The sequence below is a fragment of the Tamlana sp. s12 genome, from assembly GCF_016767215.1.
Taxonomy (GTDB): Bacteria; Bacteroidota; Bacteroidia; order Flavobacteriales; family Flavobacteriaceae; genus Pseudotamlana; species Pseudotamlana agarivorans.
On the sequence record NZ_CP068547.1, the window covers coordinates 2,453,320 to 2,465,987 of the forward strand.

12 protein-coding genes are annotated in these 12,668 nt (G+C 33.3%); 9 read left to right on the top strand and 3 right to left on the bottom strand.

The features are described from left to right. Positions 1 to 45: 45 nt before the first annotated feature. The 3 genes from JJL45_RS10730 to JJL45_RS10740 all read right to left on the bottom strand — a co-directional run bounded on the left by JJL45_RS10730 (position 46) and on the right by JJL45_RS10740 (position 2,660). Positions 46 to 585 (bottom strand): hypothetical protein, encoded by a 540-nt coding sequence (locus JJL45_RS10730; RefSeq protein WP_068604584.1) that lies wholly within the window; start codon positions 583 to 585, stop codon positions 46 to 48. 48 nt (positions 586 to 633) lie between these two features. Beyond that, a complete protein-coding gene (gene tsaE, locus JJL45_RS10735) occupies positions 634 to 1,038 on the bottom strand; it encodes a tRNA (adenosine(37)-N6)-threonylcarbamoyltransferase complex ATPase subunit type 1 TsaE (protein WP_068604587.1) in 405 nt (134 codons plus the stop codon). 68 nt (positions 1,039 to 1,106) lie between these two features. Then, on the bottom strand, positions 1,107 to 2,660 hold the full coding sequence (locus JJL45_RS10740; protein ID WP_068604588.1) for a PglZ domain-containing protein: 1,554 nt from the start codon (positions 2,658 to 2,660) through the stop codon (positions 1,107 to 1,109). A gap of 40 nt (positions 2,661 to 2,700) precedes the next feature. Between JJL45_RS10740 and JJL45_RS10745 the strand changes: the two genes are divergently transcribed. From JJL45_RS10745 to JJL45_RS10785, 9 genes are all read left to right on the top strand, one after another. Continuing rightward, positions 2,701 to 3,921 carry an HD domain-containing protein gene (locus JJL45_RS10745; RefSeq protein ID WP_068604590.1) on the top strand — a complete coding sequence of 407 codons (1,221 nt, stop codon included), beginning with the start codon at positions 2,701 to 2,703 and terminating at the stop codon, positions 3,919 to 3,921. Positions 3,922 to 3,974: 53 nt separating this feature from the next. After that, the gene (gene lpxD / locus JJL45_RS10750) at positions 3,975 to 5,000 is read left to right on the top strand and encodes a UDP-3-O-(3-hydroxymyristoyl)glucosamine N-acyltransferase (RefSeq protein ID WP_068604767.1); all 1,026 of its coding nucleotides are present in this window, start codon (positions 3,975 to 3,977) and stop codon (positions 4,998 to 5,000) included. Next, complete coding sequence (locus tag JJL45_RS10755) at positions 4,987 to 6,393, top strand: bifunctional UDP-3-O-[3-hydroxymyristoyl] N-acetylglucosamine deacetylase/3-hydroxyacyl-ACP dehydratase (protein ID WP_068604592.1); 1,407 nt, start codon at positions 4,987 to 4,989, stop codon at positions 6,391 to 6,393. The genes lpxD and JJL45_RS10755 overlap by 14 nt, the downstream gene beginning before the upstream one ends. A gap of 2 nt (positions 6,394 to 6,395) precedes the next feature. Continuing rightward, a complete protein-coding gene (gene lpxA, locus JJL45_RS10760; RefSeq protein ID WP_067149351.1) occupies positions 6,396 to 7,181 on the top strand; it encodes an acyl-ACP--UDP-N-acetylglucosamine O-acyltransferase in 786 nt (261 codons plus the stop codon). 9 nt (positions 7,182 to 7,190) lie between these two features. Beyond that, positions 7,191 to 7,757 carry an elongation factor P gene (efp, locus tag JJL45_RS10765; protein WP_068604594.1) on the top strand — a complete coding sequence of 189 codons (567 nt, stop codon included), beginning with the start codon at positions 7,191 to 7,193 and terminating at the stop codon, positions 7,755 to 7,757. A 6-nt stretch (positions 7,758 to 7,763) separates the two neighbouring features. Beyond that, complete coding sequence (locus JJL45_RS10770) at positions 7,764 to 8,705, top strand: UDP-3-O-(3-hydroxymyristoyl)glucosamine N-acyltransferase (protein ID WP_068604596.1); 942 nt, start codon at positions 7,764 to 7,766, stop codon at positions 8,703 to 8,705. A gap of 69 nt (positions 8,706 to 8,774) precedes the next feature. Next, on the top strand, positions 8,775 to 9,647 hold the full coding sequence (sucD, locus tag JJL45_RS10775) for a succinate--CoA ligase subunit alpha (protein WP_067149345.1): 873 nt from the start codon (positions 8,775 to 8,777) through the stop codon (positions 9,645 to 9,647). A 170-nt stretch (positions 9,648 to 9,817) separates the two neighbouring features. Next, on the top strand, positions 9,818 to 10,564 hold the full coding sequence (gene fabG, locus JJL45_RS10780; protein ID WP_068604598.1) for a 3-oxoacyl-[acyl-carrier-protein] reductase: 747 nt from the start codon (positions 9,818 to 9,820) through the stop codon (positions 10,562 to 10,564). Between the two features lie 59 nt (positions 10,565 to 10,623). Next, positions 10,624 to 12,657, top strand: a complete 2,034-nt coding sequence (locus tag JJL45_RS10785; protein ID WP_068604600.1) for a VWA domain-containing protein — start codon at positions 10,624 to 10,626, stop codon at positions 12,655 to 12,657. Positions 12,658 to 12,668 lie beyond the last annotated feature (11 nt).

Genomic DNA, 12,668 nt, shown 5'->3' on the forward strand with positions numbered 1-12,668 from the left:
AATCTTAAAAATGAAATGAGGTTTGGTGTGTTTTTGATTTAGAAATTAGAAATACTTTTTAATAGTTCCCCAAAAACTCTTGGGAGATACTCTGAGTTCATCTTCTAGCTCTTGAATGGACTTATCTGCTTCATTGATCTTATAAAATATCCTGGCTCTAACAATGTAAATAGATGGAATGATCACTGCAATTATAGGAACAATTACAAATAATTGTCTAGAACTATCTATATAAGTTAAATCATCATTTAGAAACCCAAGAATTTGGTAGCTATACATAGCTATCGGTATAATTAATGAATGATACCACCATTGTCGGCAAGTAAAAAACCAAATAAGCAATAAGTAAAGTGGTATAATTTTACCTGTTAAAATCCACATGGCTGTGTTAGCATCACCAAAATATCGACTGTTATATGTAAATAAAAAGGTGTTCCAAATTTTATCTTTTGGAACGCTTTCATGTAAATAAAATAAATAAGGTGTAACGGCAATCATGAGCGCCACTAAACTGCCTCCTGTTACTGTTTTTTTTACAATACTTCTAAAGTTTGAAGGTCTATCGTTTTCCTGACTATTTTTCATATACTATTTTTCACCTTGTGTATAAATTCAGGAAGATTGTTTGCTGACTTAAACAAGGGTTAAAGAGCGTGTATTATCATCATCCAAACTAATACGGACTTCGTCAAATTCGTCGAATAAACTAATATCAACCTTCTCAGGCCATTCAATCAGTGTCCAGTAACCGGAATCTAAATAATCTTCAATACCAAAATCGTAAGCCTCCTCCGTGCTTTTTAAACGGTAAAGGTCAAAGTGATATAATTTGCCTTCTTTTAAATTGTATTCATTCACAATTGAAAAAGTAGGACTACTCACTTCATCTTCGCTACCTAAAACTTCAACGATCTTTTTAATTAATGTTGTTTTACCAACACCCATATCTCCATAAAATAAAATGGTTTTGGTTTTGGCTTGCTTAATAATGTCTTTAGCGACTTGCTCAACTCCAGATAATTCGTAAGTTATTTCCAATTTTCAAAAAATTTAGGTGCCCAAAATTAATAATTTGTTTAATTAAAACCTAAGTAGAAAATGAGAGCTTATTTCGGATTAAAAACTACGAAAGGAATTATCATTTCTTGTAAAGAAACGCCACCGTGTTGATAGGTGTTCCTGAAATAACTTACATAATGATTGTAATTATTAGGGTAAGCGAAAAAAGAATCTCCTTTGGCGAAAATAAAAGAGCTGCTCATATTAATAGAAGGTAGGTGTAGGCTTTTCGGATTTTTAGCTTCAAGCACTTCCTTTTTATCGTAAGTTAAACTACGTCCAGTTTTGTAACGTAAGTTTAAGCTAGTATCACGATCTCCAACAACTTTTGAGGGGTTTTTAACATTTATTGTACCGTGATCGGTGGTCAAAATTAGCTTAAAACCTAGTTGATTGGCTTGCTGAATCATTTCTAATAAAGGCGAGTTTTTAAACCAACTTAAGGTAAGGGAGCGGTAAGCTTTATCATTTGAAGCTAATTCTTTTATAACTTCCATCTCTGTTTTAGAGTGTGATAGCATATCTACAAAATTGTAAACTATAACTGATAAATCGTTTTCTTTTAGTGATTTGAAATTTTCAGCAAGTTTTTTTCCAGATTTTAAACTGGTGATTTTATGGTATTCATAATTAAGATCGGTTAGCCCTAAACGCTTCATTTGCGCTTCTAGAAAGTCTGCTTCGTGTAAGTTTTTACCGCCTTCGTCGGTGTCATTTTTCCAAAAATCAGGAAATAGTTTTTCCATATCCGAAGGCATAAGTCCAGAAAATATGGCATTTCTAGCGTATTGAGTCGCAGTAGGGAGAATACTATAAAAAGCCTCTTCTTTTTCTTTCTTGTAATAGTTGTTAATTATAGGTTCGAAAACTTTCCATTGGTCGTATCTCAAATTATCAATCACAACTAAAACGGTAGGTTGCGCTTTGCTAAGTTCTGGAACAATTTTGTCCTTAAATAAAGTGTGAGACATGGTTGGCGCATCTGTATTAGGTGTAAACCAGTCTTCGTAATTTTTTTCTATAAATTTACCAAACAAGGAATTAGCTTCATTTTTTTGAGATTCAAGAATTTCAAACATGCCTATGTCTTCAATTTCTTCCAACTGAATTTCCCAATAAATTAATTTCTGATATAAGTTACACCATTCGTCATAACTATTTACCATAGCCAAATCCATCGATATTTTCCTGAATTCTTGCTGATAGTTAGAGGTTGTTCTTTCGGAAACTAACCTAGAATGATCTAAATTCTTTTTTAAACTAAGAAGAATTTGATTGGGGTTTACTGGTTTTATAAGATAATCGGCAATTTTATTACCAATAGCTTCCTCCATTATATATTCTTCTTCACTTTTAGTAATCATTACTACAGGCAAGGTGTCCTGCTTGGTTTTAATTTCGTTTAATGTTTCCAAGCCTGTAAGTCCAGGCATGTTTTCATCTAAAAAAACGATATCAAAATTTTCTTCATCTAAAATATCTATAGCTTCAGAGCCACTTTTACATTTAGTTACTTTGTAGTTTTTCTTTTCTAAAAATAAAATATGAGGTTTTAACAAATCAATTTCATCATCAACCCAAAGTATTTTTATTGTATTCATATAGCTATATTTGTATATATTTAATTGTAAAAGTTAAAGTTTGAATAAACTTAAGATATTAAACGACCCAATTTACGGATTTATTACGATTCCTAATTCGCTAATTTTCGATTTAATTCAACATAAATATTTCCAAAGATTGCGCAGGATTACCCAGATGGGTATGTCGTATTTGGTATATCCGGGAGCGCACCATACAAGATTTCATCACGCTATCGGATGCGTACATTTAATGCAACAGGCCGTTAATGTGCTGCGTTTTAAAGGGGTTACTATCTCTGAAGAGGAAGAAAATGGACTCTATGCAGCCATTTTATTACATGATATTGGTCATGGACCATTCTCTCATGCTATGGAACATTCCATTGTTAATAATGTTTCTCATGAGGAAATTTCGCTGCTTTTCATGGAGCGTTTAAATACCGAATTTAACGGAAGTTTAACGCTTGCTATTCAAATTTTTAAAGGTGAATACCCTCGAAAGTTTTTATATCAATTAATATCTAGTCAACTAGATATGGATCGTGCCGATTATCTAAAGCGAGATAGTTTTTACACCGGTGTAGCTGAAGGAAATATAAATAGCGAACGTTTAATTACGATGCTAAATGTTGTTGAAGATGAATTAGTTATTGAGGAAAAAGGCATTTATAGTGTTGAAAAATTTATAATTGCTAGGCGTTTAATGTACTGGCAAGTTTATCTGCATAAAACGGGATTGGTAGCCGAACAATTATTAATTCGTGTTTTAAAAAGAGCTAATGAGTTACATGATTTAGGTGTAGATTTAAAGGCTAGTAAGGCATTAATGTACTTTTTAAATAATAAAATATCTACCAATAATTTTGATGAGCAAACTCTTGACGTTTTTGCTCAATTAGATGATTTTGATATCATTTCAGCCATGAAAGAGTGGCAGTCTCATGATGATTTTGTGTTAAGTGAATTGTGTAAAATGATTATCAATAGAGATTTGCTTAAAATAAAAATTAGAAATAAAAACATTAAGGATAAAAGTCTGGAAAAACGCTTGAATAGTTTAATGGAAACCTATGATATTTCCAAAGAAGAGGCACATTACTTTGTGTTTACGGGGCAGATTTCAAACCAAGCTTATCAAATAAAAGATAAGCAGATTAATATTTTGCATAAATCGGGGAAAATTCAAGATATTGTTAAGGCTTCCGACCAATTAAACTTAAAAGCTTTATCAAAACCAGTAACTAAATATTATATCTGTTATCCAAAGGATAAAGTTTAACACATTTTTTTCTATTTTTGCAAGAATCAAAAAAAACATCAAAGTTTTATAGTGTGAAATTTACAGCACAGCAAATAGCGGGAATACTTGAAGGTGATGTTGATGGGAATCCTGACATTGAAGTTTCTAAACTTTCAAAGATAGAAGAGGGGTTTGAAGGCGCGTTAACGTTTTTAGCGAACCCCAAATATAAGCATCATATATATACAACTAAGGCCTCAATCACTATAGTGAATAAGTCTTTTGTTCCAGAACATGAGGTCGAAACCACAATGATAAAAGTAGAAGATGCCTATTTGGCCTTTTCTAAAATTTTAGAATTTTATAATTCTGCAAAACTGAATAAATCAGGGATTGAAAGCCCTTCGTTTATTTCGGAATCAGCCACATTTGGAGAAAACTTATATGTTGGTGCCTTTTCATATATAGCTGATAATGTTGTTATTGGGGAAAATGTAAAAATTTATCCCAATGCATTTGTGGGTGAAAATGTTGTTATAGGAGATAACACCATTGTTTTTGCCGGAGCTAAAATTTATTCTGATACCATTATAGGGAGTCATTGTGTTATTAACTCAGGAGCCATAATTGGAGCCGACGGTTTTGGTTTTGCACCAAATGAGGATGGTGGTTATAGTAAGATCCCTCAAATAGGGAATGTGATTATTGAAGATTTTGTTGATATAGGCGCTGCTACAACTATAGATAGAGCGACACTAGGATCTACAATAATTAGAAAAGGTGTGAAATTGGATAATCAAATTCAAATAGCACATAATGTTGAAATAGGAGAAAACACTGTTGTTGCTGCTCAAACTGGCGTGGCTGGTTCTACTAAAATAGGAAAGCATTGTCAAATTGGTGGTCAGGTCGGACTTGCAGGACATATCACTATTGGAGATAATGTTAGAATTCAAGCACAATCGGGAATAGCAAGAAATGTTAAAGATAACGAAGTGTTACAGGGCTCTCCGGCCATAAAATTAAGTGACTATAATAAGGCATACGTTCATTTTAAAAACTTGCCAACTATTGTAAAAAACATAAACGATTTAGAAAAAATAAATGGGAATAGTTAATACTGAATTCAAACAAAAAACAATTAAAGATAGTGTTTCTTTAAATGGTGTTGGGTTACATACTGGTAAAAACGTAACCTTAACTTTCAAACCAGCAGTAGAAAACACAGGATTTGTGTTTAAACGTATCGATTTAGAAGGTGAGCCTGTTATTGAGGCCGACGCAAATTATGTAACAAATACTCAACGTGGCACTTGTTTAGAAAAAAATGGCGTTGTTATTCAAACATCAGAGCATGTTCTTGCTGCATTAGTAGGCTTAGATGTCGATAATGTTATTATTGAATTGGATGCGTCGGAGCCGCCAATTATGGATGGTTCTTCTAAGTTTTTTGTTGAAGCTATTGAAAAAGCGGGCGTTGTAGAACTTGAAGCTTTTAGAGAAGAGTTTGAGATTACAGATATCGTTTCTTATGTGGATGAAGAAAGCGGAAGTGAAATTTTAATCATGCCTGCTTCAGAATATCAAGTAACTACAATGGTTGATTTTGGAACTAAAGTATTAGGAACCCAAAATGCGACGTTAAATACGATATCAGATTTTAAGGAAAATATTTCTAATTCACGTACATTCAGTTTTTTACATGAAATTGAAATGCTGTTAGAAAATGGTTTAATTAAAGGTGGTGATTTAAATAATGCTATCGTTTATGTAGATAAAGCGATATCTCCAGAAACCATGGAAAAACTTAAAGCTGCCTTTAAAAAAGACAGTATTTCTGTTAAACCAAATGGTATTTTAGATAACCTAACTTTGCATCATCCAAATGAAGCAGCAAGACATAAATTGCTAGATGTTTTAGGAGATTTAGCCTTAGTTAGAACTCGTATTAAAGGTAAGGTAATAGCTAATAAACCAGGGCATTTTATTAACACTCAGTTCGCTAAGAAATTAGCTAAAATCATTAAAAATGAGCGTAGAAATAATGTACCAAAAATAGATTTGAATGCACCTCCTTTAATGGATATCAATCAAATTATGGCCATGTTACCACACAGGCAACCTTTCTTATTAATAGATAAAGTATACGAACTCACAGATAATTATGTAACAGCAATGAAAAATGTTACAATGAATGAGGAGTTCTTTAAAGGTCATTTTCCAGGTGCGCCTGTAATGCCAGGGGTTTTAATTTGTGAAGCTATGGCTCAAACAGGAGGGATATTAGTATTAAATACGGTTCCAGATCCTGAGAATTATTTAACCTTTTTCATGAAGATGGATAATGTTAAATTTAAGCAAAAGGTAGTTCCAGGTGACACTTTAATTTTTAAATGTTCGTTAATTACACCAATTCGTCGCGGAATATGCCATATGCAAGGTTATGCTTATGCCAATGGTAAACTTTGTGCGGAAGCCGAATTAATGGCTCAAATCTCAAAAGTTAAATAGATATGAATCAACCGTTAGCATATGTGCACCCTGGTGCAAAAATTGCAAAAAACGTTGTAATAGAACCCTTCGCAACCATTCATAATAATGTTGTTATTGGTGAAGGCACTTGGATTGGAAGTAATGTTATCATTATGGAAGGTGCTCGAATCGGTAAAAATTGTAACATCTTTCCTGGAGCTGTAATTTCAGCAGTACCACAAGATCTTAAATATAATGATGAAGATACTACCGTTGAAATCGGTAATAATGTAACCATTAGAGAATGTGTTACCATCAATAGAGGAACAACAGATCGAATGAAAACTGTTGTAGGTGATAATTGTTTAATTATGGCTTACTGTCATATTGCTCACGACTGTATAGTTGGAAGTAATTGTATTTTTTCTAATAATAGTACCCTTGCAGGGCATATTACAGTTGGAGATTATGTTGTTTTAGCTGGTATGACGGCAGTTCATCAGTTTGTGTCTATAGGTAATCACGCTTTTGTAACAGGAGGGTCTTTAGTTAGAAAAGATGTTCCGCCTTTTGTAAAGGCTGCACGTGAACCTTTATCTTATGTAGGTATTAACTCGGTTGGATTAAGACGTAGAGGTTTTTCAACAGAAAAAATTAGAGAAGTTCAGGATATCTATAGAATTCTCTACCAGAAAAATTATAACAATACTCAAGCTGCTGAAATTATTGAAGCAGAAATGGAGGCGACTCCAGAACGCGATGAAATATTACAATTCATTAAAAACTCACATCGCGGAATTATGAAAGGATATTTTAAATCAAATTAAATTAAATACATGGCAACAACATCGGATATTAGAAATGGATTATGCATAAGATACAATCACGATATTTATAAAATTGTAGAATTCTTACACGTTAAACCAGGAAAAGGCCCTGCATTTGTGAGAACAAAATTGAAAAGCGTTACAAACGGAAAAGTTATTGATAATACATTTTCTGCTGGTCATAAATTAGATGATGTTCGTGTAGAAACTCATAAATTTCAGTTTTTATATAATGATGGCGAATTCTATCATTTTATGAATACCGAGGATTATAGTCAAATTCAACTTGTTGAAGCTGCCTTAGATAACCCAGGTTTAATGAAGGAAGGTGAAGTTGTAACCGTTATTATTAATTCTGAAGATAATGCACCGCTTTCTGTAGAAATGCCTGCTAGTGTGGTTTTAGAAGTTACTGCTACCGAGCCTGGTGTTAAAGGAAATACAGCAACAAATGCAACCAAACCTGCAACTGTTGAAACTGGTGCTACAGTTAATGTGCCTCTTTTTATTAATGAAGGAGATAAAATTAAAGTAGAAACAGAGAAAGGAACTTATAAAGAACGTGTTAAAGAATAAGACCCGTTGAAATTCCCTTCTAAATTTTCACTTAAAGACATCGCCAACCTCATTCAATGTGAATATGTTGGCGATCCTAATTTTGAGGTTCTTGGTATGAATGAAATTCATGTCGTAGAACCCGGCGACATTGTGTTTGTCGACCATCCAAAATATTACAACAAAGCTCTTGAGTCGGCAGCAACTATTGTTTTAATTAACAAAAAAGTAGACTGCCCAGAGGGTAAAGCTTTGCTTATTAGCGACGACCCTTTTAGAGATTTCAATAAACTAACAGACCATTTTAAGCCGTTTCAGGCTTCGGAAACTAGTATAGCGCGTTCAGCAAAAATTGCAGAAAGCAGTATTATTCAGCCGAATTGTTTTATAGGACATAATGTGGTGATTGGAGAACATTGTATTATTCACTCTAATGTGAGTATCTATGATGATGCTGTAATTGGCGACCATGTAACCATTCATTCAGGAACGGTTTTAGGGGCTAATGCGTTTTATTACAAGAAACGTCCAGAGGGTTTTGATAGGTTAAAATCTGGTGGTCGTGTGGTTATAAAAGATCATGTCGATATTGGTGCAGCTTGTACCATAGATCGTGGTGTGTCTGGAGATACTATTATTGGTGAAGGTTCTAAATTGGATAATCAAATTCAAATTGGGCACGATACTGTTTTAGGAAAAAAATGCTTGATAGCATCTCAGGTCGGTATTGCTGGTTGTGTTGTTATTGAAGACGAAGTTACCATTTGGGGACAAGTAGGTTGTACAAGCGGAATAACGATAGGTGAAAAGGCTGTAGTTCAAGCGCAATCTGGAATAAGTAAATCATTAGCAGGAGGGAAGATTTATTTCGGCTATCCTGCTGAAGAAGTAAGAGTTAAGCTTAAGGAATTGGCGGCCATTCGACAAATACCAAAAATATTAGATATTCTCAAACTAAAAAAACTGTAATTTCTTATAATAAGTTAATTCAAAAAATTACATTTGTTTTTTAAATATATTAACATTTAATTATCACTTATGAGTGTTTTAGTAAATAAAGATTCAAAAATTATTGTTCAAGGATTTACTGGGAGCGAGGGAACTTTCCACGCAAGCCAAATGATTGAATACGGAACCAACGTTGTTGGTGGTGTGACTCCAGGAAAAGGAGGGCAAAAACATTTAGATAGACCTGTTTTCAATACTGTATTAGAAGCAGTTGAACAAGTAGGAGCAGACACAACTATTATTTTCGTGCCGCCAGCATTTGCTGCCGATGCTATTATGGAAGCTGCTGATGCTGGAATTAAAGTGATAATTACTATTACAGAAGGAATTCCTGTTGCAGATATGATTACTGCTTCAAGTTACATAAAAGGAAAAGATTGTCGTTTAATTGGTCCTAACTGTCCAGGGGTTATTACTCCAGGTGAAGCTAAAGTTGGTATTATGCCAGGTTTCGTTTTCAAGCAAGGAAAAGTAGGTATTGTTTCTAAATCAGGAACGTTAACTTACGAAGCGGCAGACCAAGTTGGAAAACAAGGTTTAGGAATTACTACTGCCATTGGAATTGGTGGAGATCCAATTATTGGAACAACGACTAAAGAAGCTGTAGAGTTATTAATTAACGATCCTGAAACTGAAGCTGTTGTAATGATAGGTGAAATTGGAGGTCAGTTAGAAGCTGATGCTGCAAACTGGTACAAAGCTAGTGGAAGTAAAAAACCTGTTGTAGGATTTATTGCTGGTGAAACAGCTCCTGCAGGTCGTACTATGGGGCACGCTGGTGCTATTGTAGGTGGAAGTGATGACACGGCTCAAGCTAAAAAAGCTATTATGAGAGATTGTGGTATCCACGTCGTAGATTCTCCTGCTGAAATTGGTAAGAAAATTGCTGAAGTATTAGCATAATACATACTTAACAAACATTAAAACCTTACAAATCTTTGTGAGGTTTTTTTTGTTTGAAGCCATTTGTATTTGCTATATTTGAAGTTAATACTGAAATTATTAAATAAGCGCTTTGCTGTGTGTAATTCCAAATTAGTCAGTTAGATACAGCATTTTTAAAAAATTATATAATGAAATTATTAGAAGGAAAAACAGCAATAGTAACTGGTGCTAGTCGCGGAATAGGAAAAGGAATCGCACAAGTTTTTGCTCAACAAGGAGCCAATGTGGCATTTACATACAGCTCATCTGTTGATGCTGCTAATGCTTTGGAAAAAGAATTGATTGCTTTAGGTGTTAAAGCTAAAGGATATAAAAGTAATGCAGCTAGTTTTGAAGAAGCTCAAACTTTAGCTGCTGAAGTTGTTAAAGAATTTGGTGCTATTGATATTTTGGTAAACAATGCTGGAATTACAAAAGACAATTTATTAATGCGTATTTCGGAAGAAGATTTTGATACGGTTATTGAAGTAAATTTAAAGTCGGTTTTCAATATGACGAAAGCTGTACAACGTACCATGTTGAAGCAACGTAAAGGTTCAATTATCAACATGAGCTCTGTAGTTGGTGTTAAAGGTAATGCAGGTCAAACCAATTATGCAGCTTCTAAAGCTGGTATAATCGGATTTTCAAAATCAGTTGCTTTAGAATTAGGATCTAGAAACATTAGATCGAACGTTGTTGCTCCTGGATTTATTGAAACTGAAATGACTGCTAAATTAGATGACACCGTAGTAGAAGGTTGGAGAGCTGGAATTCCTTTAAAACGAGGAGGAACACCAGAGGATATCGCAAATGTTTGTGTGTTTTTAGGAAGTGATATGAGTGCTTATATCACTGGACAAACACTTAATGTTGATGGCGGTATGCTAACATAAAAAAGTCTTTTGTCATTCTCTCAGCAGGGAATCTCATCACGATAACTTTAAGTTTTTTAATGAGTTTAGAAACAATTATTTACATCATATTTGCTGGAATTATAGCGCTACTTTTAGCGCTATTTCAGTATTTTAAAAAAGGAAAAAACAGGTCTAAGCTAGACTTGTTTTTTTCGTTTTTAAGGTTTGTTACTTTATTTTCTGTATTGTTGTTGATTATTAATCCGAGTTTCGACCAAATAGAACTCAGCATTGAAAAACCTAGTTTGGTTATTGCTGTAGATAATTCTAGCTCGATTAAACATTTAAAACAAGACGACAAGACACTAGGATTTGTTAAGAGCCTTAAAAACAATACAGAGCTTCAAGAAAAATTTAATGTAAACATTTTCACTTTTGGTAATCAATTAAGAGAAGGCGATTCCATTGATTTTACCGATAAACAAACTAATGTGCATGATGCTTTTAAAGCCTTGTCTCAAATTTACAAAAACACTAATGCGCCTACTGTATTGCTTACCGATGGAAATCAAACGTTTGGAAACGATTATCAGTTTGTAACAAACAGTTATAAACAACCTGTTTACCCTATAATTTTAGGAGATACAGTAAGTTATACCGATTTAAAAATTCAACAATTAAACGTAAATCGTTATGCTTACTTAAAAAATGAATTTCCAATTGAAACTATTTTAGTTTATAATGGTTCTGAGCGTGTAGCCTCAACCTTTGTAGTTTATCAAGGGAATCAAAAGGTGTATTCAAAACCGCTTAATTTCTCAAAACAAGATAATTCTAAAATCATTCATTTCACTTTACCTGCCAATAAAGTTGGGGTAAGCGCGTATAGGGCTGAAATTAAACCTATAGAAAACGAAAAAAACACCATAAATAATATTCAAAATTTTGCTGTTGAAGTCATTAATGAAAAAACCAATGTGGCCATTGTTAGTGATTTTCCTCATCCTGATTTAGGCGCCTTAAAAAAAAGTATAGAAAATAACGAACAGCGTTCAGTTTCTATAGTAGGGGTTAAGGAGTTTGTTAGTAAGGTAAATGATTTTCAATTAATAATATTGTATCAGCCAAATAGCAAGTTCAAACCTGTTTTGGAGAACTTAAAAACGCTTAAAAAGAATTATTTTACCGTTATTGGAACAAAAACAGATCTTCATTTTATCAATAATAGCAACTTAGGGTATCGCGTTGATATCACCAACCAGAAGGAAGATTATCAAGGGGTTTTAAATACTAATTACAGTCCTTTTTATATTGATGATATGGGCTTTGAATCGTTTCCGCCCTTACTTTCAAATTATGGTGGGGTGCAAATTAGTCAGCCAATTGATGTGGTTTTAAACAAATCGGTTCAAAATGTTACTACTAACGATCCTTTGTTATTCACTTTTGAAGCAGAAGGTAGACGCCAAGGCGTTTTGTTAGGTGAAAATATATGGCAATGGCGAGCACATAGTTATTTAGAAAATCAGTCCTTTCATGAATTTGATAATTTCATTGGTAAATTTGTTCAATACTTGGCATCGAACAAGAAAAGGAGTCGTTTAAATATCGATTTTCAATCTTTTTATAATGGAAATAGCCATGTTATAATAAAAGCAGAAGTATTTGATAAAAATTATGTTTTTGATACTCGCGAAGTTTTGCACATTACAGTGAAAAATAAAGGTTCTAAAACCGAAAAGACATTCCCATTAATTTTAAAAAATAACCATTACGAAGTGGATTTGAGTGGATTGGAACCTGCTGAATATGAATTCTCGTTATCCACCAAGAACGATAAGATAACTAAAACTGGATCTTTTAAGATTTTAGAATATCATGTAGAACAACAATTCTTGAATGCTAATGCTGAAAAATTACAACAATTGGCTAGAAACAGCTCGGGAACAAGTTATTTTATTAATAATGCTAATGGCATAATTAAAGAATTATTAGAGGACAAACGCTATGTGTCTGTTCAAAAAAGTAGTAAAAATACCATACCTTTGATCGATTGGAAATACCTTCTAGGCATTATCGCTTTAAGTCTAAGTATGGAATGGTTTTTAAGAAAATATAACGGATTAATTTAATAAATATATAA